Origin of the sequence: Clostridium sp. AM58-1XD (genome assembly GCF_003464085.1) — a bacterium.
GTDB lineage: Bacteria > Bacillota > Clostridia > Lachnospirales > Lachnospiraceae > Lachnoclostridium_A.
In genome coordinates this window covers 37,057-58,150 of the sequence record NZ_QSDR01000006.1, presented here as the reverse complement: position 1 = coordinate 58,150, position 21,094 = coordinate 37,057, and the positions used below count along the sequence as shown (strand labels likewise).

General features: G+C 48.2%; 19 protein-coding genes and 2 pseudogenes. 20 read left to right on the top strand and 1 reads right to left on the bottom strand.

Annotated elements, in window-relative coordinates; all coding sequences use genetic code 11:
* Positions 1–58: 58 nt before the first annotated feature.
* Together DXA13_RS04885 and DXA13_RS04880 are read left to right on the top strand one after the other, a co-directional pair.
* A complete protein-coding gene (locus tag DXA13_RS04885) occupies positions 59–814 on the top strand; it encodes an aldolase/citrate lyase family protein (RefSeq protein WP_181995536.1) in 756 nt (251 codons plus the stop codon).
* 20 nt (positions 815–834) lie between these two features.
* Positions 835–1,653 (top strand): sugar phosphate isomerase/epimerase, encoded by an 819-nt coding sequence (locus DXA13_RS04880; RefSeq protein ID WP_118242187.1) that lies wholly within the window; start codon positions 835–837, stop codon positions 1,651–1,653.
* Between the two features lie 82 nt (positions 1,654–1,735).
* On the opposite strand, the gene DXA13_RS04875 is transcribed toward DXA13_RS04880, so the two are convergent.
* Positions 1,736–2,449, bottom strand: a complete 714-nt coding sequence (locus DXA13_RS04875) for an FCD domain-containing protein (RefSeq protein WP_118242186.1) — start codon at positions 2,447–2,449, stop codon at positions 1,736–1,738.
* Positions 2,450–2,765: 316 nt separating this feature from the next.
* Between DXA13_RS04875 and DXA13_RS04870 the strand changes: the two genes are divergently transcribed.
* From DXA13_RS04870 to DXA13_RS04790, 18 genes and pseudogenes are all read left to right on the top strand, one after another.
* On the top strand, positions 2,766–3,860 hold the full coding sequence (locus tag DXA13_RS04870; protein WP_118242185.1) for a C4-dicarboxylate TRAP transporter substrate-binding protein: 1,095 nt from the start codon (positions 2,766–2,768) through the stop codon (positions 3,858–3,860).
* Positions 3,861–3,880: 20 nt separating this feature from the next.
* A complete protein-coding gene (locus tag DXA13_RS04865) occupies positions 3,881–4,354 on the top strand; it encodes a TRAP transporter small permease subunit (RefSeq protein WP_243008988.1) in 474 nt (157 codons plus the stop codon).
* Positions 4,355–4,439: 85 nt separating this feature from the next.
* Positions 4,440–5,723 (top strand): TRAP transporter large permease, encoded by a 1,284-nt coding sequence (locus DXA13_RS04860; protein ID WP_118242183.1) that lies wholly within the window; start codon positions 4,440–4,442, stop codon positions 5,721–5,723.
* Between the two features lie 92 nt (positions 5,724–5,815).
* Positions 5,816–6,769: an aldo/keto reductase gene (locus DXA13_RS04855; RefSeq protein ID WP_118242182.1), complete on the top strand. Its 954-nt coding sequence runs from the start codon at positions 5,816–5,818 to the stop codon at positions 6,767–6,769.
* A gap of 10 nt (positions 6,770–6,779) precedes the next feature.
* Complete coding sequence (locus DXA13_RS04850; RefSeq protein ID WP_118242181.1) at positions 6,780–7,580, top strand: aldolase/citrate lyase family protein; 801 nt, start codon at positions 6,780–6,782, stop codon at positions 7,578–7,580.
* Entirely contained in the window at positions 7,573–8,259 is a 687-nt protein-coding gene (locus tag DXA13_RS04845; protein WP_118242180.1) for a ribulose-phosphate 3-epimerase, read from the top strand. The genes DXA13_RS04850 and DXA13_RS04845 overlap by 8 nt, the downstream gene beginning before the upstream one ends.
* On the top strand, positions 8,256–8,963 hold the full coding sequence (gene deoC / locus DXA13_RS04840) for a deoxyribose-phosphate aldolase (RefSeq protein WP_181995535.1): 708 nt from the start codon (positions 8,256–8,258) through the stop codon (positions 8,961–8,963). The genes DXA13_RS04845 and deoC overlap by 4 nt, the downstream gene beginning before the upstream one ends.
* A 9-nt stretch (positions 8,964–8,972) precedes the next feature.
* The gene (locus tag DXA13_RS04835; protein ID WP_118242178.1) at positions 8,973–9,512 is read left to right on the top strand and encodes a PIG-L family deacetylase; all 540 of its coding nucleotides are present in this window, start codon (positions 8,973–8,975) and stop codon (positions 9,510–9,512) included.
* Positions 9,491–9,736, top strand: coding sequence for a hypothetical protein (locus tag DXA13_RS04830; protein WP_118242177.1), 246 nt, complete (start codon positions 9,491–9,493; stop codon positions 9,734–9,736). The genes DXA13_RS04835 and DXA13_RS04830 overlap by 22 nt, the downstream gene beginning before the upstream one ends.
* Positions 9,733–10,805 (top strand): annotated as a pseudogene (gene uxuA, locus DXA13_RS04825) (mannonate dehydratase). The gene DXA13_RS04830 and the pseudogene uxuA overlap by 4 nt, the downstream one beginning before the upstream one ends.
* Positions 10,802–12,421: a mannitol dehydrogenase family protein gene (locus DXA13_RS04820; protein ID WP_118242176.1), complete on the top strand. Its 1,620-nt coding sequence runs from the start codon at positions 10,802–10,804 to the stop codon at positions 12,419–12,421. Before uxuA ends, DXA13_RS04820 begins: the two are co-directional and overlap by 4 nt.
* Position 12,422: 1 nt before the next feature.
* Positions 12,423–13,079 carry a bifunctional 2-keto-4-hydroxyglutarate aldolase/2-keto-3-deoxy-6-phosphogluconate aldolase gene (locus DXA13_RS04815; RefSeq protein WP_118242175.1) on the top strand — a complete coding sequence of 219 codons (657 nt, stop codon included), beginning with the start codon at positions 12,423–12,425 and terminating at the stop codon, positions 13,077–13,079.
* 9 nt (positions 13,080–13,088) lie between these two features.
* Entirely contained in the window at positions 13,089–13,559 is a 471-nt protein-coding gene (locus DXA13_RS22805; RefSeq protein ID WP_347559704.1) for a PfkB family carbohydrate kinase, read from the top strand.
* Positions 13,556–14,110 (top strand): PfkB family carbohydrate kinase, encoded by a 555-nt coding sequence (locus DXA13_RS22800; protein WP_347559703.1) that lies wholly within the window; start codon positions 13,556–13,558, stop codon positions 14,108–14,110. The genes DXA13_RS22805 and DXA13_RS22800 overlap by 4 nt, the downstream gene beginning before the upstream one ends.
* A gap of 344 nt (positions 14,111–14,454) precedes the next feature.
* Positions 14,455–16,274: pseudogene (gene kdpA / locus DXA13_RS04805) on the top strand (potassium-transporting ATPase subunit KdpA).
* Between the two features lie 87 nt (positions 16,275–16,361).
* A complete protein-coding gene (gene kdpB, locus DXA13_RS04800; protein WP_118242174.1) occupies positions 16,362–18,437 on the top strand; it encodes a potassium-transporting ATPase subunit KdpB in 2,076 nt (691 codons plus the stop codon).
* Between the two features lie 18 nt (positions 18,438–18,455).
* Positions 18,456–19,064 carry a potassium-transporting ATPase subunit KdpC gene (gene kdpC, locus DXA13_RS04795; RefSeq protein ID WP_347559715.1) on the top strand — a complete coding sequence of 203 codons (609 nt, stop codon included), beginning with the start codon at positions 18,456–18,458 and terminating at the stop codon, positions 19,062–19,064.
* Between the two features lie 14 nt (positions 19,065–19,078).
* Entirely contained in the window at positions 19,079–21,067 is a 1,989-nt protein-coding gene (locus DXA13_RS04790) for a DUF4118 domain-containing protein (protein WP_118242172.1), read from the top strand.
* The last annotated feature ends 27 nt before the right edge of the window (positions 21,068–21,094 follow it).

The window sequence follows — 21,094 nt, the reverse complement described above, 5'->3', positions numbered from 1 at the left end:
ATGTTCTACACTGATCATATCTGAGTGATTGGAAAACTTTAAAATGGAGGAACAATTTATGAATTTAAAACAGAAGCTGAAAAGCGGTGAAAAAATTTATGGGACGATGATACGGATTTCCCGGAATCCGGCGATTAATTTTCTGGCAAAAAACTGCGGACTGGATTTTGTGATGTATGACTGTGAACATGCGGATTACGATATGTCCATGCTTCACGATCTTTTTCTTTCCGGTCAGCTCTCAGGCGTTGAAAACTTTCTCAGGGTGCCGGAAGGTACAAAAGAATGGATTTCCCGTTCGCTGGATCAGGGGGCTACAGGCGTTATGGTTCCAATGACAGATACAAGAGAACTTGCAGAAAAGCTTGCAGGCTATTCCAAATATCAGCCGCTGGGTAAAAGGGGGTATGCAGGGGGAATCGCTCACTGCGGATACCAGGGAGGAAGCCACAAAAAAATAATGGAAGAGGCGAACGAAAAAGTCATCTCCATTGCTCAGATCGAAACGAAAGAAGCATTGGAAAATCTGGACGAGATTGCAGGTACGGAAGGGATCGACGTACTGCTGGTAGGACCGAATGACCTGTCGGTAGCGCTGGGCATTCCGGGAGATCTGATGAATCCGGTTGAGCTGGAAGCTATAAAAAGAGTTGCTGAAGTATGTAGAAACCATGGAAAGGCATTTGGACTCCACGCAGGCCCGGCAATGCTGCGCCTGTTTAAAGAAGATCTGAACGTGGTTATGATGCAGTCGGATATTGATTTTATTTCAGCAGGCTTTTCTGGTGTCAGGAAGGTCTTTGATGAAGGCTGACGGGAAAGGGGCGATGGAATTTGAAACTCTGTTATCCAGTAACAACTCCTGACTGCACAATTCCCATGATGGCCTTTTCCTGCGGGGATTTTGAGCGTCATCTGCAGGAGATAAAGGAATGCGGCTATGAAGGGGCAGAGCTTTTGATCAGAGATCCCCGGGAAGAGGACTATGAAAAACTGATCAGACAGGTCGATCAATCGGGCTTAAAGTTAGCGGCGGCGGCGACAAGCCCTATGCCTTCCCAGGATAAACTGTTTCTTGCCAGCGATGATAAACATGTGCGGGAAGAGGCGCTGAGAAGGGGAAAGGAACTTTTGAAATTCTGCGGGTTAACAGGAGTGCCCATGGTGGTGGGAAGATTTCGGGGAAATATTAATCAGCAGAATCCGGATAACTCCATGGAAGCATTAACGGAGACATTTTATCAATTAGATGAGGAATGTGAGCTGTGGGGCGGAAGAATTGCACTCGAGGTGCAGAACAGGAATAATGTAAATACATTCAATACGTCGGAAGAAGCCGCAGGCTGGATTCGCGAGAATGGCTTTCGCCATATTGGACTGCTGCTGGATACATTCCATATGGAGCTGACGGAGCGGTCCTTTGGCGAGGCGCTTTCCCATGGGAAAGGAAGAATCGAATTTATCCATATGTCCGATATCAGGCGCCGGGTTCCTGGCACCGGCACGATTCCCTTTAAAGAGATCCTTTCGCTTCTGGAACTTTCCGGATATAACGGATGGTGTTCGGCAGAAGTGAAACAGTGGCCGGACAGCATGACAGCTGCACGGCTTACGGCAGAATATTTGAAGTATATTGAGAAATTGAATTTTTAACAGATCGCTGCGCCAAAATAAAAAAGGTGCTGCAAAAATGAAAACAGAACCGTCTGTATTCATTTTTTGCAGCGCCTTTTTGTTAATCTTTTGCAGGTTCTTCGGTCTGCTGTTCTTTTTCCAGAATTGTCCGGTAAAGATTCATACCAAGCCGGATATGATACCGGCAGTAAATTCCGGCCATTTCTTTGTCATGTGCTTTGATAGCCTGAAGCATTTTATAGTGGTATGTGACGCCGACCTGATAATTTTCCCGGCGTACGCCTTTGGAAAGCAGCTTTTGGTGAGTGAGCATATTGTCATTCAGATATTCCATGATTTTAATGATGAATTTATTTTTACTGCCGAGAGCGATCATATGGTGAAACTGATTGGAATAGTAATCCTTTTCTTCGTTGTTGCGATGGCGCAGCATGTTATAGTAACAGTCCTCCAGCGCTTCGATCTCTTCTTTCGTAGCCCGCTCGGCGAATAGCTCCGTGCAGTACGGATCCATTACGTAACGGAATTCCATTAATTCCAGAACATCTTCGATTTTCAAAGTAAAATACCGGGTGCCTTCCAGGGATGCGTTGTCCAGATTCTCAACATACGTTCCGGAACCGCGTACTTTTCTTAATACGGAAATCGCTGTCAGATTTGCGATGGCGTCTCTTACTGCAATTCGGCTTACGTTCAGATTGTTGCAGAATTCGTTTTCTGACCATATTTTATCACCGGGTTTCCATACACCTGACTGGATATTGTGGGAAATGAAATCACTGACTTCCTGGCCGGCCTTGTGATTGTATGACATAAAGTGCCTCCTGATAATGTGATAGATGCATGTTCAAGGATGTGAGTACTGCTTTTAGTATAAATTAAAAATGAAAAGGAAGCAATGGAATACTTGAAAAACAAAATTAATATTACATATTTTGTGCATAGATATTGCGACGGAAGAAAAAGAATGGTAAAAATTGCACAAAATATAGGTAAAATATTGAATATAATGTACAAATGAACGAAAAATGCTGTAAAAAATCTTGACTGTAAATAATGGTTGTAGTATTATTTAGGCATATTAAATGAAACGGAACACCAAAAACACAAAATTACAAAGGAGGAGCAACATGAGAAAAAGACGAGTTTTATCAGTAGTATGTGCAGCGGCAGTAGCAGTAGGAATGCTGGCCGGATGCGGCGGAGGAAAAAAGGAGGCTGCTGCGCCTGAAGCCAAGACGGAAGCAAAAGCAGAGGCGGCTCCAGAAGAGAAAAAAGAAGAGGCAAAAGATGACGGACAGGTTTATAAGTTGAACTTCGGCCACACGCTGACAGAGCAGGACCCATTCCATCAGGCATATCTGAAATGGGCGGAAGCAGTAAATGAAAAGACAGGCGGAAAGCTTCAGATTGAAGTATACCCCAGTTCTCAGCTGGGCGTGGAGGAAGACGTTCTGGAGCAGATGAAGCAGGGAACAAACGTAGGCTGGCAGACGGATGCGGCCAGACTCGGCAACTATGTAAATGAATTCGGCGTTCTTCTCGCACCATACTGCCTGGATAATATGGATGAAGTAAAACAGCTTCTCGATTCCCCTACAATCAAGGAATGGGAAAAGAAACTGGAGGACGAACACAATATTAAAGTTATTTCATTCGCATATGTTCAGGGCTTCAGAAATATCTTTTCCAATAAAAAAGGCACAAGCCCTGAAGAACTGAAGGGCGTACAGATTCGTACGGCAGGCGCACCGATCTGGGTCGCAGGCATCGATTCCCTGGGCTGCAAAGCGGTTTCTCTTGCATACGGTGAGATGTACAACGGCATTCAGACAAAGGTTGTAGACGGCTGTGAACTTCCGTATATCGCAGCGAATAATTTAAAGATTCAGGAAGTGGCAAAATATATCCTCGAAACCCAGCACATTTATCAGATGAATTTTATGGTTTGCAGCGCCGATTGGTATAACAGCCTTCCGGAAGAGTTCCAGAAGATACTTGTAGAAGAATGTGACAAGGCTGGACTGGAAGTATCCGAGCAGATGGAGAAGGATTCCGAAGCAAATAAGCAGGTTATGATCGACGCCGGCATGGAATACGTTCCGTTTGAAGAAATGGATATCGAAGCATTTAAGAAATCCAGCCAGGCCGCTTACGACAAATTAAATCTGAATGAAGCAAGGGAAGCAATTTATAAGGAACTCGGCAAAGAAATTGAAAAATAGGATGTGATTACGTGAAAAATATGTACAGAAAATTTTGTGAAGGAGAGATGGCAGTGGCAATCATCTGCCTTGTTACAAGCGTTGCAGTAATTTTTATCGCGGCTGTAATGCGTGCGGCCGGACATCCGATCAACTGGGGAACTGACATTGCGCTTCTGCTCTTCACATGGAGTACTTTTTTAGGGGCTGATTTAGCTTTCCGTCAGGGTAAATTAATTAACGTAGACCTTCTATTTAACCAGCTGCCGCAAAATATGAAGAAGTTCATGAAACTCGTGATTTATGCGATATGCCTTTTCTTCCTGTGCAGTATGGTATACCTGGGATTTGTTCAGTCAGTAAAGACGTGGTACCGTTCTTTTCAGGGAATTCCATTCCTCAGCTATACATGGGTTACGCTCAGCGTTCCTGTGGCATGCCTTTCCATGACGGTGACGACAATTATAAAAATTGTCCGTACGATTAGAGGCGAAGATGAGCTGACATTTTTGTAGAGAACAAAGTTGTGTAATAATGAGGGCGCTGCAAAAAGATGCGGATTCGACTTTTGCAGCGCCCTCATTAAAAAGGAGGCTTTTTATGATTGTTGTATTAATTGTATTCGTGATCCTGCTGGCCGTGGGAGTTCCGGTTGGCTTTTCCATAGCGATCTCGGGATTTACATATTTTTTCCAGCATCCGGAGCTGCCGATTACAACAGCGGTCCAGCTGCCGATTTCCCAGACGCAGAATATTACGCTGCTTGCGGTTCCGCTGTTTGTATTTGCCGGAAGCCTGATGAATTCATCTGGAATTACAGAAAGGCTGATTAAGCTTTCGATGCTCCTGTGCGGCCATATGAAAGGCGGCATGGCTCAGGTAAGTGTTGTACTGTCCACTCTTATGGGCGGCGTTTCCGGATCGTCCAATGCGGACGCGGCAATGGAGAGCCGTATCCTCGGCCCGGAGATGGAGCGCCAGGGATATCCGAAAGGCTATACGGGGGCTGTCATCGGCTACACGTCGCTGATTACATGTACGATTCCTCCCGGAGTCGGAATGATCCTGTATGGAACGACAGGAGAGGTATCGATCGGACGCCTGTTTGCGGCAGGAATGGTGGCAGGGCTGATTATGATGGTAATTCTGATGATTACCGTAGCGATTACCGCCCGTATCCGTGGCTTTAAGCCGGCCAGGGAGGAGCGGGCAAGCTTTAAAGAAATCATTGGCTCCCTGAGAGAAACCATATGGGCGCTGATTTTTCCGATTCTCCTTCTCGTAGGAATCCGGTTCGGACTGTTTACGCCTTCCGAAGTTGGATCGTTTGCCTGCGTCTATGCGCTGGTAGTCGGTTTTTTTGTATACAAAGAGCTGAATTTTAAGAAGCTTGTGGCGACGCTGAAAGAAGCTGTCGTCGATGTGGGCGCAATCATGTTTATGATTTCCATGTCAGGTATTTTTGGATATGGAATTCCTTTTGATAAAATACCGCAGAAAATGACTACTTTTATTACGGGGATTACAACGCAGCCGCTCGTAGTTATGGCAATTATCGTCCTGTTCCTGGTACTCTTTGGAATGTTTATGGAAGGCTCTGTCGTTATCCTGCTTCTGACCCCCATTCTTCTTCCGATGGTGAAGAGCTTCGGCGTAGATCCTGTATTTTTTGGAATTCTCGTATCGACTGTTGTAACAATGGGAATTCTCACGCCGCCGGTCGGGGTGGCCATGTATACGGTCTGCGGGGTTTTAGGCTGTACTATGCCGGATTATCTGAAAGAGAGCATTCCGTTCTTTATTGCGATCATAGCAGAGGTCATTTTATTGTGTCTGTTCCCGGACCTGATTTTATGGGCCCCAAGACTGATGTACGGCGGATGATTACTGGGCCGGTAAGATTTTAAGATGGTACGGCATGGCAGGCCAGAGTAAGATTTAGAAGAAAGAGATGGCAGCGGAAAGGAGAGATAGATATGAAATATATTGAACTGGGAAATACGGGACTGAACGTATCGGTTCTGGGAATGGGCGGACATGAGTATCTGCCTAATGGAAAATCTAGGGGATTCAACGAAGATTTTAAAAAGAGCACGACGCCTGGAGAGATATTGGAAGGCTTCGGTCAGGGAAAACGCCTGGAGGTCTTAAAGGAGGCTTACGACCTTGGGATTAATTTCTTTGACGTGACTCAGGACTCCGAAAAAGAGGCGCTGGGACGGAATCTGAAACAGATGCCTGCGCCGTACGAAGTGTATATCCAGACGCGGCCGGAGGGCATGGTCTATACATATGATGAAAATAATACGAAAATGGCGGACCTTACCCTTTTGCGAAACGAGGCGCAGAGAATCCTGAAGCTTTTGCAGCGGGAGACGATCGATTTCTTTAATATTGCTCCGATGAAATGTGCATTCGACCATGATCCGGAATATATCGATAAACTGGGATATAACATATCTGTTTTAAAGAAGGAAGGATTAATCCGCTTTGCGTGTGCCGATACGTTCTCCGGAGAGGAAACGTACCTGAAGATGATCGAATCCGGCCACTTTGACGTGATCTATATCAACTTTAATTTCGCAGATTACCAGGCGCAGAGAAAGGTGCTGAAGGCGGCAAAAGATAGAACCATGGGAGTGATTACAAGAGAGGCCTACATGAAGGGGCAGTTGTTCCATATGGCGAAAGAGGCCGGGATCGAAAATGTACCGGCGCTGGCGGACGCGGCGCTCAGATGGTCTCTGTCACGGGACGGCGTGGATATGGTAATCTATGGAACAGGGAAGCCGCATCACCTTAGAAGCGCTGCGGAAGCATTTGATAAAGCGTATACAAAAGAGGATGAGGAACTGATCCGGAGGATCAGAGAAACGGCACTCTATAAGGAATACGAGGCTGGAAAAAATAAAGAATTTCTGGAGATATGAAGGGAAGCATATGGGAGAACTATATTATAACAGGGTAAAGCACATTTTGAAAAATAAAGGAAGAGTCTCTGCTGCATGGCTTCATATGGCGAGCAATGTTTCCGCAGAGATCATGGCGAACGCAGGCTTTGACGCACTCGTAATAGACGCAGAGCATTCCCCGGTCGATTATCAGACGGTGCTGAGCATGTGTCAGGCCATGAAGGGGACGGAAACGATTCCATTTGCGAGAGCTCCCTGGAATGATCTGATTGCATTAAAAAAGTTATACGACTGTGGGGTTATGGGGATCTCTGTTCCGTATGTGACGACGGCAGAAGAAGCGAGGGAAGCGGTGCGGCGCTGCAAATATCCGCCGGAGGGTATAAGAGGAATCGCCGGGAGCCCCAGAGCATGCGGATATGGTATGAACAGGGGGCAGTATATGCAGCGTGCCAATGAGGAAAATGTGGTGATGATTGCCATAGAGACCCCGGAAGGAATCGATAATCTGGAAGAGATTATGAAAATCAGTGAACTGGACGGAATTTTCATCGGCCCCATGGACCTGTCCACTGCCATGGGAATCAGTGGCCAGTTCGAAAACGAGGCGTTTAAACGGGAAATTAAAAGGATAGAAGACATGGTAATACCTTCGGACAAGTTCCTTGCAACGGTGGCAAATGACGCGGATAAAGCCCAGGAACTGTATGACAGGGGGTATAACATGATTATTATGATGTCTGACGCCGTAGATTTGTCGAAAATGGCGTCGAAGGCCGTAGAGACGTTTAGAAAGTATAACCTGAGGGGAGAGAAAGCCCATGATTAATGCCCCATCACTGGCAAACTGCAATCTGTTTACGATGGCAGAAGAAATGGACGCAATGATAAAAGGAGGAGTACGTTTTGTCCATATTGACATTATGGATGGACATTACGTGCCGAATATATTTTTTCCGCTTTCAATTGTCAAAACCATAAAGACAAGGTATCCTGATATTATAACCGATGTGCACCTGATGGTTACCAACCCTGAGGATTATGTGGACAGGATGAAAGAGGACGGGGCGGATTATCTCAGCTTTCACATTGACAGCACGCGCTTTTCGAGAAGGCTGCTGGAGAGAATCCGTCAGTCAGGCATGAAGGCGGGATTCGTACTGAACCCGTCGCAGCCTGTGAGCATGGCGGAACCGCTCGTGAGCTTCGCGGATTATGTGGTGCTGATGACGGTAGAACCTGGTTTTGCAGGTCAGAAATTTATGCCGGATGCGATAGGACGGCTGGAACAGCTGCAGCAGCTGAAAGAAAAGACAAATACTGATTTTCTGATATCGATTGACGGAGGTATCGACGTTCATCATTCCAGAGAGTGTATGAAACGCGGAGCAGAAATCCTGATTTCTGGCATTTATACGGTCTTTCACCAGCCAGACGGACTGGAAAACGCATGCGTCAGATATCAGAAGGAAATGGAAGAAATCCAAAAGGAGGCTGGATTCGCTTGAAATATCTGAAACTTCCGGAAGATGAGAAACTCGTTAAAGAGGTGATTTCCAAAATTGATTATTCAAATGCTTTAGTACCAAACTGTACGGATGAACTCGTGGTCCGTACATGTGAAGAAGCGCTGCAGTATGGTTTTGCAGCTGTTGCTGTCTTCCCTTCCTGTGTAAAAGAAGTGGCTAAGCGCCTGGAAGGTTCTGCCGTACATTCCCAGGTTGCAGTTGGATTTCCAATGGGGAATCACATGACGAAAACAAAGCTGACAGAAGCAGAAATTGCTTTGAATGAAGGAGTAAAAGAGGTAGACATGGTTATGAACCTCCACCGCTTCTTTAGCAAGGACTATTCCTATGTAGAGGAAGAGCTGCGGCAGATGGTGGAACTGGCGGCGGGATACGGCGTAACGGTAAAACTTATTATCGAGACCGGATATCTGGACGATGAACAGAAGCTCAAAGCGGGGCAGATTGCAGTCTCGGCAGGAGCTGCTTTTGTTAAAACGTGTACCGGCTTTGGGCCTGGAAGGGCAACCGTACACGATGTGGGACTTCTGCTCAGCCGCTATGGCGATAAAATCAAGGTAAAGGCCAGCGGCGGAATCGCTTCACTCGATGATGCGGCGGGATTTATTTCCATGGGTGCAGGAAGAAGTGCCGGGCGGCATAATATCATTGACCAGCTTGAGAAAATGGGATACCGCCCATAAGGAGATGAAATGAATAAGAAAATGATGGTGGTAAGCGCACATGCTGCCGACTGGTGCACCAGAGCGGGAGGAACCATCAGGAGGATGATCGAAGAGGGCTGGGAAGCGTATGTCCTGGCCCTCACATTCGGTGAGCATGGGGAATCCGGTGCATACTGGAAAGCCAATCCTGACAGCTCCTTTGAAGCGTGTAAAGTCTGCAGGAAGCAGGAGGCGGAATGTGCGGCGGCAAGTTTGGGGATAAAGAGCATCGAATTCTGCGATTATGGGGATTATCCTTTGGAAATGCATGAGAAAGAAATCCGAAGCCTGACGAAAAAGATATTGGATTACCGTCCTTCTGTCATCCTGACACACTGGATCTGTGATCCGGTCAATCTGGATCATGAAGTGACAGGAAAAGCGGTCATCTCGGCGGTCAACGCGGCGGGAATGACAGGAGCCGTACCAGGCGCGCGTCCCATGTCATTCCTGATCTCTTTTTCTTTGAAACAACCGTGCCCCATTCCGAGTTCAGCCAGTTTAAAATGGACACCTATATCGATATAGACAGCGTGTTTGAGAAGAAGATGGAGGCGGTGAGGTGCTTTCGGGCGCAGCCGCAGCTGGAAGGATTTTACACGAGAACAGCGGAAACGAGGGGCATACAGGCTTCAGACTGGGCCAGAGGACGAGGAAATATCAAATATGCAGAGGCATTTGTAAAGTATGTGCCGTATGTCGGCATGCATTTGCCATTAATGGAAGCAGGGAGGCAGGACGATATTTTATGAAAATGACATTGCGATGGTTTGGAAAAGGATACGATTCCGTTGCCCTGGAGCAGATCAGGCAGATTCCGGGAGTCAATGGCGTCATCTCCACCCTTTACAACATTCCGGCAGGGGAAGTGTGGCCGCTGGAAAACATACGGAAATTAAAGGAAGAAATCGAAGCTGCCGGACTGGAATTGTCAGGTATAGAGAGCGTAAACATCCATGATTCCATCAAGGCCGGAAATCGGGACAGGGACAGATGTATTGACAATTATATTGCAACACTGGACCACCTGGGACAGGCCGGAATCCATATGGTGTGCTATAACTTTATGCCCGTGTTCGACTGGACGCGCTCCGATCTGGCAAGAGTCCGCCGGGATGGGTCGACGGTACTGGCCTATAATCAGAAAATGATCGACGGAATTGATCCTGAAAACATGTTTTCTTCCGTTGATGAGAAATCCAATGGCTTCGTGCTTCCGGGATGGGAGCCGGAACGAATGGCGAAGATTCAGGAGCTGTTTGAGCTGTACCGCGGCGTGGACGAAGAGAAACTGTTTGAGAACCTCGTCTATTTTTTAAAGGCCATACGGCCTGTCTGTGAAAAATATGATATCCGTATGGCGATTCATCCTGACGATCCCGCATGGCCTGTTTTCGGCCTTTCCAGGATCATCACATCGAGAGAAAAGCTGATGAAGCTGATGAAGGCGGTGGACGCTCCATTTAACGGAGTGACACTCTGTACGGGATCACTCGGATCGAATCCGGAGAATGATATCGTACAGACGATCTGGGATTTGAAGGGAAGGATTCCTTTTGCCCACATCAGAAATCTGAAATACAATGAACCAGGTGATTTTGAAGAAGCGGCGCACCTGTCATCTGACGGAAGCCTGGATATTTTTGCGATTATGAAAGCGCTGCATGAAACCGGATTTGACGGAATCATCCGTCCGGATCACGGAAGAGCGATCTGGGGAGAAGTGGCGATGCGGGATACGGTCTGTATGACAGAGCACTGGGCGCGGCATATCTGAATGGATTATGGGAAGCGATTCAAAAGCAGGGGATGATGAAATGAAGATGAACAGAGAAAGCCTTTCGGAAAAAAACGCATGGGACGCTGCAGGTGTCATTCTGCCGGATTATGACGTGGAAACAGTCATGGCAGAGACGAGAGAACATCCTGTTTGGATACACTTTGGGGCAGGAAATATATTCCGGGGATTTCTGGCTGCAGTTCAGCAGCGCCTGCTGAATGAAGGAGCGCAGACCGGCGGGATTATCGCAGCAGAAGTGTTCGACTGCGAGATCATAGACAGAATTTACAGGCCATATGACAATCTGGCGCTGAAAGTTACTTTAAATGCCGATGGGACGGTTGAGAAGGAAATTATTGGGAGCATCGCGGAAGCATGGAAGGGAAACTGCCGGGAAAAGGAGGAATTTTCCCGGCTGAAAGACGTGTTTTGCAGTCCGTCCCTGCAGTTGGCCAGTTTTACCGTTACAGAAAAAGGATACGCATTGACACAGCTGGACGGCTGTCTGCTTCCAAACGTAAAAGAAGATATGGAGAGAGGCCCGTCAAAGACAGTCAGCATGCCGGGAGTTATTACGGCTCTTTTATACGAAAGGTACCTTCACGGCCGTTTTCCGCTGGCTGTTGTCAGTATGGACAACTGTTCGGAAAATGGTAAAAAGCTGAAAGAGGCCGTGCTTTTTGTAGCGCGGGCATGGGTGGAACGAAAACTGGCAGATAAAGAATTTCTGGACGATCTGGCCGATGAGAGCAGGATATCATTTCCGTGGACCATGATCGATAAAATTACCCCCCATCCGTCCATGGAGGTGAAAAGGATACTGGAGAAAGACGGTATAGAGGGGATGGAGTCTACGGTTACAGAAAAGCATACGTTCATCGCTCCGTTTGTCAATGCGGAGCGGCCGCAGCTGCTCGTGGTGGAAGATTCTTTTCCGAACGGCAGACCGCCTTTCGAGCAGGCTGGCATTTACATGACGGACAGGGAAACTGTGAAAAAGACGGAGATGATGAAGGTCATGACATGCCTGAATCCTCTTCATACGGCGCTGGCGGTTTTCGGCTGTATATTAGGATATCAATCCATAGCAGCTGAAATGAAGGATGAGCAGCTGAAAGTCCTTGTTGAAAAGATCGGATACGAGGAGGGACTTCCTGTTGTGACGAATCCTGGTATATTGGAGCCGGAAGAATTCCTGCGTCAGGTTTTGGAGGAACGGCTGCCGAATCCTTATATCCCGGACACGCCTCAAAGGATCGCGTCCGACACATCTCAGAAGATCGGAATACGCTTTGGCGGTACGATAAGAGCGTATATGGAAAAAGAAGGGTATTGTGCCGAATCGCTTCAGTATATCCCGCTTGTATTAGCCGGATGGCTGAGATATCTGACCGGCCTGGATGATCAGGGCGGGCGTATGGAACTGAGCCCCGATACGATGGCGGAACCACTGAAGAAGCAGCTGATGTGCAGCAGGATCGAAGAAGCGCAGAATACTGATCTGAAGGAGGTGCTGAGCCGGTCCGATATCTTTGGAGCGGATATTTATCAGGCGGGGCTTGGAGAAAAGACAGAACGGTATTTCCGGGAAATGGTAAGCGGCCCCGGAGCGGTTCGGAATACTTTGAAAAAATACTGTGGAAAGAATGAGTTCTGATATGAAAAAAGAGCAGGTGATTATAAAGATAAAGGAACAGGGAATCGTTGCGGTAATACGTGCTGAAAGCAAAGAAGAAGGGGAGCGGATCATCGATGCGGTCGTGTCTGGAGGGATCAGTCTCATTGAAATAACCATGACAGTTCCGAATGCGGTATCCATTATTGAAGCAATGGTGAAAAAATATGAGACTCGCCGGAACGTGGTTATCGGAGCGGGCACTGTCCTGGATGGAGCGACGGCGCGTCATGTAATACTGGCAGGAGCTGCTTTTGTAGTAAGTCCTGGATTTTCTTTGGAAACCGCAACGATGTGCAACCGCTACTGTGTGCCCTATCTGCCTGGTGTGATGACTCCGACGGAGGCAGTAACCGCCTTGGAAGCCGGCTGCAGCATTCTGAAGATTTTTCCAGGCAATGTGGTGGGGCCGGAAGCCATCCGTTCCCTGAAAGGACCTCTGCCCCAGGGGGACTATATGCCGACAGGCGGAGTGGATATCGACAATGTGGAACAGTGGATTGCGGCCGGGGCATGCGCAGTAGGCACAGGAAGCAGTCTCACAAAAGGAACGGACTATCAGGCAATAACGGACAGGGCGCGCCGCTTTACAGAGGCGGTGCATACAGCCAGGAGTAACGTGCTGGAGCACGGAAGATAAGGAGGGCCAATGCAGAAGAAATATGACCTGATTACGATGGGACAGCTGCTTCTGCGCCTGTCTCCGCCGGGTTCGGAGCGGCTGATGAATTGTGAAATGTTTGAAAAGCAGGCAGGTGGAGCAGAACTGAATGTAGCGGTGGGCGCCTCCCAGCTCGGCCTCTGCACGGGAATTATTTCGAAGCTTCCCGTTAATGATATCGGGATATTTGTGAGAAATAAAATCCGTTCCTATGGGGTGGGGGATGAACTGCTGCTGTATGACAATTCAAAAGAAGCCAGAATGGGCATTTATTTTTATGAAGGCGGCGCGTTTCCCAAAAAGCCAAAAGTATTCTACGACCGGGAAAACAGTTCGTTTCATTCGATGACAATAAGTGAAATTCCTTCAGGTATCTACGGACAGGCCAGGTGTTTTCACACTACAGGGATTACCCTGCGCTCAGCCGGGAAATATGCAGTACGGCAGTGGAGATCATGAGGCGGTTTAAGGAAGCGGGAGCCATGATTTCCTTTGATGTAAATTATCGTTCCAACCTTTGGACGGGGGAACAGGCGAGAGCATGTATTGAAGAAATACTGCCGCTGGTGGATATTTTCTTCTGCTCCGAGGATACGGCAAGGCTGACCTTTCGGCGGGAAGGAACCCTGAAGGAGATCATGAAAGGGTTTGCAGACGATTATCAGATTTCTGTCGTGGCAGCTACGCAGAGAGTCGTTCACAGCCCCAGAAACCATACGTTCGGTTCCGTCATTTACGAAGCGGAGAAGGAGAGATTCTATGAGGAAGAGCCTTACAGAAATATTGAGATCGTGGACCGGATCGGAAGCGGAGATGCCTATATTTCCGGCGTCCTGTACGGATTTCTGAATGGAAATATGGACTGCGCAAAAGCGCTTGAGTTTGGGGATGCCGCCAGCGCGTTGAAAAATACGATTCCAGGAGACCTGCTGATCTCAGATCTGACTGAAACAGAAGCAATTATAAAAGGCCACCAGCAGGATGGGAGACAGCTGGAAATGGTGAGATAGACAGCGTATGCAGACGATTGAGAGGGGTGATAGCCCCTCTTTTTTTGCTTTTCAGGAACTTTGCTCTCGTAAAGTGTTAAAGTGCTTAAGCTTTGGAACGTAAAAGCGCCTGCAATATTATATTGCTTATTTGAGCAATCTTTTTGCAATCTTAATCTTCAGCGCCTCCATTTTAATCCTATTTTTTTACCTGAATTGTTATACTGCAATCTGTAATCAACGTTATGCAGCCGCAGAAGGCGGTGGAAAGGAGGCATATATGAATGTGTTGATATGGCCGATTGCAGCAACCGGCATTGGAATGCTGATTTATTATTCGCAATTTTGCTGAAGGGAGAAGATAGGTGATGGAACGCTTGATTCAATATGGAGTTTATCTTGTCATTCTGGTAGTTCTGGCGATACCGCTGGGAGCGTATATCGGAAAAGTTATGAACGGAGAAAAGGTGTTTCTTTCCGTGGTCTGCGGTCCGTGCGAACGGTTTGTCTACCGTGTGATGGGCATAGACAGCAGGGAAGAAATGACAGCTAAGAAATACATATTCAGCGCAGTGATCTTTAACGCGATTGGCTTTGTGGTCCTGTTTCTGATCCTTTTATTTCAGGGCTGGCTGCCTCTGAATCCGGAAAGAATTCCGGGAAGTTCCTGGCATCTGGCGTTTAATACCGCGGCCAGTTTTATGACAAATACCAACTGGCAGGCATACAGCGGTGAGGGAGCACTCAGCTATTTTTCACAGATGATGGGGCTGACCGTACAGAATTTTGTGTCAGCGGCAACCGGCATTGCCGTGCTGTTTGCGGTAATTCGTGGATTCGTCAGAGTAAAGAAAAATGGGGTTGGAAATTTTTGGACCGACCTTACAAGAAGCGTCATTTATATTCTGCTTCCGCTGTCAATTGCGGCGGCAGTCCTCATTGGATCACAGGGAGTCGTACAGAGCTTCCGGCCGTATGACAAGGCAGCACTTCTTGAACCGATTGCTCTCGATGTGAATGGCGGGATTATAGAAAATGCAGTGGTAGACAGGGAGACGGGCGAAGTAACCGTCGATGGAGAGCCTGTAGAGGCGGCTCAGATTGTAAAAGAGCAGGTGGTGCCTCTGGGGCCGGCAGCGAGCCAGATATCCATTAAACAGCTGGGAACAAACGGAGGCGGTTTCTTTGGCTTGAACTCCACTCATCCCTTTGAAAACCCCACGATTTTTACGAACCTGATTCAGATGCTTTATCTCCTTCTGATCCCGGCTGCCCTCTGTTTTACATTTGGGCGAAACGTAAAAGATAAACGTCAGGGCATCGCGATCTTTGCGGCTATGTTCATTATGCTCACAGGCGCTATGGCAGTCTGTGCATGGAATGAGCAGAACGGCACGCCCCAGCTGGCGCAGGACAAAGCGGTGGCGGTGACGAGTACAGACGGAACGGCCGGGGGCAACATGGAAGGCAAGGAAACCAGATTTGGAATTGTAACATCCGTAACATGGGCAACATGGACAACGGCGGCATCCAACGGTTCGGTTAACTCCATGCACGATTCCTATACTCCCATCGGCGGACTTGTTCCAATGCTCCTTATGCAGCTGGGGGAAGTCGTATTCGGAGGAGTGGGATGCGGCCTGTACGGTATGCTTGCATTTGCAGTTTTGGCCGTCTTTATAGCGGGACTGATGGTTGGCCGTACGCCGGAATACCTGGGCAAAAAGATTGAACCTTTTGAAATGAAAATGGCGGTTCTTTGCTGTCTTGCAACTCCGGTCGTCATTCTTGTGGGAAGCGGCATTGCAGCACTTCTTCCATCTACGGCAGACAGCCTGAATAACGGCGGGGCTCATGGATTATCGGAAGTTCTGTATTCATATTCGTCCGGCGGCGGAAACAATGGTTCCGCGTTTGCAGGATTTAACGCAAACACGCCATTTTTCAATGTTTCGATCGGCCTTGTCATGATAACAGCGAGATTTATTCCTCTTGTTGCCATGCTTCTGGTTGCCGGCAGTATGGCTCAAAAGAAGAGAGTGGCCGCCACGGCAGGAACACTATCCACCTGTAACGGCATGTTGTATTCCTTCTTATTTTTGTAGTTCTGCTGGTGGGCGCATTAAGCTTTTTTCCGGCTCTGTCATTAGGGCCGATTGCGGAATACGTTCAGATGATTGGATAGATCTCAGGCGAAACTGATTGTAAAAGCGGCAGTCTCGGCAGACTTTTATGAGCTGTCTCTAGGCGGCTGAAATGGAGGTAATAGAAAATGAGCAGTGGAATAAAAACAGAAAAAACTCTTTACGATAAAACGATGATGGCGAGAGCCATACGGGATGCCTTTGTAAAACTGGCCCCCGGCGCACAGGTTAAGAATCCTGTCATGTTCCTGGTCTTTGTTTCTTCAATTTTGACCACGATTTTATGGCTCGTATCCATAGCCGGAATCAGGGATGCGGCGCCGGGATATATCTTTGGAATTGCCATCATTCTGTGGTTTACCGTATTGTTTGCAAACTTTGCAGAAGCGATTGCCGAAGGGAGGGGAAAGGCGCAGGCAGACTCCTTACGCGCGGCGAAGCAGGATGTAGAAGCCCATAAAATACCGTCTCCCGATAAGAAAGATCAGATTATAAAGACAGCTTCTGCAAAGCTGGTAAAAGGAGATTTCGTGATCGTAAAAGCCGGGGAACAGATTCCTGGAGACGGGGAAGTCGTGGAAGGCGCGGCTTCCGTAGATGAAAGTGCGATAACGGGGGAATCGGCTCCTGTTGTACGCGAAGCCGGAGGCGACCGCAGCGCTGTGACGGGCGGTACGAGAGTTCTTTCTGACTGGATCGTTGTACGGATTACAAGCGAGCCGGGGCAGAGCTTTCTGGACAAAATGATCGCGATGGTAGAAGGCGCAGCAAGAAAGAAAACGCCGAATGAAATCGCTCTGGAGATATTTCTGGTGGCGCTGTCAATCATCTTTATTCTGGTCGTTATGGCCCTGTATGCCTATTCCCTGTTTTCTGCAAATCAACTGGGTGAGGCGAATCCAACATCCGTAACTTCTCTTGTGGCACTGCTCGTATGCCTTGCGCCGACAACAATCGGAGCCCTTCTTTCCGCAATCGGCATTGCAGGCATGAGCCGCCTGAACGAAGCAAATGTACTGGCAATGAGCGGCCGCGCCATTGAGGCCGCCGGAGATGTGGATACGCTGCTGCTTGACAAGACAGGCACCATTACGCTGGGGAACCGCCAGGCCGGCGAATTTATTCCGGTAGACGGCTTTACGACTGCAGAGCTGGCCGATGCTGCGCAGCTGGCTTCCCTTCCGGACGAGACGCCGGAGGGAAGAAGCGTCGTTATTCTTGCCAAGGAAAAATTCGGAATCCGCGGCAGAAACCTGACGGATACAAAGATGGAATATATACCGTTTACGGCTAAAACGAGAATGAGCGGCGTCAATACAAAGGATTGGGAAATCCGTAAAGGGGCTGCAGATTCCATGAGAGAATATGTGGAGCAGAATGGAGGAACTTACAGTAAAGAGTGCGACGAGGTTGTCAAAAATATTGCCGGCCAGGGCGGAACGCCTCTCGTAGTTGCCAAGGATCATGTGATCCTCGGCGTAATCTATCTGAAGGATATTATTAAATCCGGCGTGAGAGAAAAGTTTGCTGATCTTAGAAAAATGGGCATACGCACCGTCATGATTACAGGCGACAACCCGCTGACAGCCGCAGCGATTGCGGCAGAAGCGGGAGTGGATGATTTCCTGGCAGAAGCGACGCCGGAAGGAAAACTTTCCATGATCCGTGAACTGCAGTCAAAGGGGCACATGGTCGCCATGACGGGAGACGGCACCAATGACGCGCCTGCACTGGCCCAGGCGGATGTGGCGGTAGCCATGAACAGCGGTACGCAGGCGGCTAAGGAAGCCGGAAATATGGTGGACCTGGACAGCTCGCCGACAAAGCTGATTGACATTGTAAGAATCGGAAAACAGCTCCTGATGACGAGGGGAAGCCTTACAACATTCAGCATCGCCAATGACGTTGCAAAGTACTTCGCAATCATTCCGGCTCTGTTTATGGGACTTTATCCAGGACTTGGGGCGCTGAACATCATGCAGCTTCACAGCGCGGAGAGCGCAATTTTCTCAGCAGTTATTTATAATGCACTGATTATTATCGCACTGATTCCACTGGCGCTCAAAGGCGTAAAATACCGTGAAGTATCGGCAGGGAAAATGTTAGGCAGAAATCTGATGGTTTACGGCGTAGGCGGCATTATTACTCCGTTTATCTTTATTAAACTGATTGATGTAATCCTGACGGCATGTGGATTATTCTGATAATGGAAAGGAAACGAGATAATGGAATATAAGAGAATATTTGGAAAGACAGCGGTTCTGTTTCTTGTTATGACGGTGGTCTGCGGACTGGCGTATACGCTTGCCATAACCGGCATTTCCCAGATCTGCTTTAAAGATAAGGCAAATGGAAGCATGATTGAGATAGACGGCGTGAAGTATGGGAGCGAGCTCTTAGGCCAGCGGTTTACGGACCCGGCGCATATGTGGGGGCGTATTGTCCTTCCTGATGTGTCCAGCTACACGGATGATGATGGAACGCCACTGATGTATGCAGGCGCTTCCAACAAATCTCCGGCAGCCGATGAGTTCGCGGAGACGATGAAAGAGCGGGTCGCGATGATAAAAGCGGCAAACCCGGATGCAGAGACACAGACCATTCCTGTTGAACTGGTTACATGCTCCGGCAGCGGGCTGGATCCTGATATTTCCCCAGCAGCCGCAGAATATCAGGTCCCTCGTCTTGCCAAAGAAAACGGAATGAGCGAAGACGAAGTAAGATCCATCATTAAAAAGTATTCAAAGGGGAAATTTCTTGGAATCCTGGGGGAAGAGACTGTGAATGTCCTGAAGGTCAATCTGGCGCTTGAAGGAATCCTGAAGGAATAAAAGGGGCGTGAAAAATGACAGATTACAGACCGGATCCCGACCGTCTTCTGGAACAGGTAAAGGATGAAGAAAAAAGGGAAAAGACAGGAAAGCTGAAAATATTTTTCGGCTATGCCGCAGGTGTGGGCAAAACGTATGCGATGCTGGAAGCAGCCCATCAGGCCGCCGAAACAGGGATCGATGTAGTGGCAGGGTATATTGAGCCTCACGCCAGACCGGAAACCGTGGCGCTTCTGGGCGGACTTGAAAGCCTGCCGGTAATGGAAATCCCATATAAAACTATCATATTGAAAGAATTTGATCTGGACGGTGCTCTGACGCGCCGTCCCCAGCTGATTCTTGTAGATGAGCTGGCCCACACGAACGCACAGGGTTGCCGCCATACGAAGAGATACCAGGACATCCAGGAACTTCTCAAGGCGGGCATCGATGTATATACAACGGTAAACGTACAGCACCTGGAAAGCCTGAATGATATCGTAGCGTCTATTACCGGCATAGCGGTACAGGAAAGGATTCCTGATTTTGTATTTGACGAGGCGGAACAGGTGGAGCTGGTAGACATCGAACCGCGGGAACTTTTGGAACGGCTGAGGGAAGGAAAGGTTTACCAACCGCAACAGGCCGGTATTGCGATGGACCATTTTTTCACAATTGATAATCTTACGGCTCTGCGGGAAATTGCGCTGAGAAGAACGGCAGACCATGTAAACCGTGTGACGGAACGCAACCGGGAACAGAACCATGGCAGTGAATATTACACGGGTGAACACATTATGGTTTGCCTTTCCACATCGCCATCCAATGCAAAGGTGATCCGTGCGGCAGCCAGAATGGCAGCCGCATTTAAAGCCAGGTTTACGGCGGTTCATGTGGAAATTCCGGGTAAGGAAACTATGAAGGGAGATGACGCCCTGCGGCTCAGAATGAACCGGAAACTGGCAGAACAGCTGGGGGCAAAGTCGGTTACGCTATACGGAGGAGACATTACGAGGCAGATTGCAGAGTATGCCAGGATTTCAGGTGTATCCAAAATCGTGCTGGGAAGAAGTTATTCCAAAAAACGGCTGTTTCAAAGAACAGTCAATTTTGCAGACCAGTTGACTGCACTGCTTCCGAAGCTGGAAATCTACCTGATTCCGGACGCTTATACAAAGCTTTACACAGGGAAACGACGCATGGACCGGATTTTTGAAATAAGGGGGACGAATTTCCTGTGGGATATGCTGGTAACCGTATGGATTCTGGGGATGTCCACCATGATGGCATTCGGATTCCGGACGCTTGGATTTGATGAATCAAATATTGTAACCGTCTATATACTGGGGGTTCTGCTGACGGCGCTGATAACGGAAAATCAGATTTACAATCTGCTTGCTTCCGCTTTAAGCGTATGCTGCTTCAACCTGTTTTTCATTGCGCCGTACAATTCCCTGCGGGTAAACGATCCGGGATATCTGATTACGTTTCTGATCATGTTCATAGCCGGATTCATTACGTCTTCACTGGCCAGAAAGGTGAAAACATATGGAAAGCAGGCAGTCAGAAAGGCGTGGAGAATGGAAGTGCTTCTGGACACGAGCCGGAAACTGCAGATGACATACGGGAAAAGAGAGATTGCGGATACGGTGTCAAGACAGCTGGTAAAGCTGCTGGACAAAGACGTTGTATACTATCCGGAAGATCCGGAAGGGGGCATCATGCCTTATATGTATCCGAGAGAAAAGGACAGCTGTATAGACCGGCTGCTGAAAAGAGATGAGGCGGCAGTTGCCTCCTGGACTTATAAGAACAGGAAACATGCAGGGGCCACGACGGGAACACTGCCCGGAGCAAAAGGACTCTATCTGGCTGTGAGAAGCCAGAATACGGTTTACGGTGTAGTGGGGATTGATCTGGAAGGCGATTATATCCCGGCATTTGAAGAAAGCCTGTTGAATGCGATCCTGAATGAAGCGGCCCTTGCGCTGGAAAAGGAGAAACATACAGAAATGAAGCGATGAAGCGCGTGCTGCAAAAGTCAATTCAGC

Excerpts from the sequence above, each read along its gene's own strand:
- DXA13_RS04865 (WP_243008988.1), top strand. The coding sequence starts at position 3,881 with ATGTACAGAAAATTTTGTGAAGGAGAGATGGCAGTGGCAATCATCTGC.
- DXA13_RS04855 (WP_118242182.1), top strand. The coding sequence starts at position 5,816 with ATGAAATATATTGAACTGGGAAATACGGGACTGAACGTATCGGTTCTG.
- DXA13_RS04820 (WP_118242176.1), top strand. The coding sequence starts at position 10,802 with ATGAAGATGAACAGAGAAAGCCTTTCGGAAAAAAACGCATGGGACGCT.
- DXA13_RS04845 (WP_118242180.1), top strand. The coding sequence starts at position 7,573 with ATGATTAATGCCCCATCACTGGCAAACTGCAATCTGTTTACGATGGCA.
- DXA13_RS04870 (WP_118242185.1), top strand. The coding sequence starts at position 2,766 with ATGAGAAAAAGACGAGTTTTATCAGTAGTATGTGCAGCGGCAGTAGCA.
- kdpB (WP_118242174.1), top strand. The coding sequence starts at position 16,362 with ATGAGCAGTGGAATAAAAACAGAAAAAACTCTTTACGATAAAACGATG.
- DXA13_RS04830 (WP_118242177.1), top strand. The coding sequence starts at position 9,491 with ATGGACACCTATATCGATATAGACAGCGTGTTTGAGAAGAAGATGGAG.
- DXA13_RS04835 (WP_118242178.1), top strand. The coding sequence starts at position 8,973 with ATGAATAAGAAAATGATGGTGGTAAGCGCACATGCTGCCGACTGGTGC.
- DXA13_RS04875 (WP_118242186.1), bottom strand. The coding sequence starts at position 2,449 with ATGTCATACAATCACAAGGCCGGCCAGGAAGTCAGTGATTTCATTTCC.
- DXA13_RS04790 (WP_118242172.1), top strand. The coding sequence starts at position 19,079 with ATGACAGATTACAGACCGGATCCCGACCGTCTTCTGGAACAGGTAAAG.
- DXA13_RS04815 (WP_118242175.1), top strand. The coding sequence starts at position 12,423 with ATGAAAAAAGAGCAGGTGATTATAAAGATAAAGGAACAGGGAATCGTT.
- DXA13_RS22805 (WP_347559704.1), top strand. The coding sequence starts at position 13,089 with ATGCAGAAGAAATATGACCTGATTACGATGGGACAGCTGCTTCTGCGC.
- DXA13_RS22800 (WP_347559703.1), top strand. The coding sequence starts at position 13,556 with ATGAGGCGGTTTAAGGAAGCGGGAGCCATGATTTCCTTTGATGTAAAT.
- DXA13_RS04860 (WP_118242183.1), top strand. The coding sequence starts at position 4,440 with ATGATTGTTGTATTAATTGTATTCGTGATCCTGCTGGCCGTGGGAGTT.
- DXA13_RS04885 (WP_181995536.1), top strand. The coding sequence starts at position 59 with ATGAATTTAAAACAGAAGCTGAAAAGCGGTGAAAAAATTTATGGGACG.
- DXA13_RS04850 (WP_118242181.1), top strand. The coding sequence starts at position 6,780 with ATGGGAGAACTATATTATAACAGGGTAAAGCACATTTTGAAAAATAAA.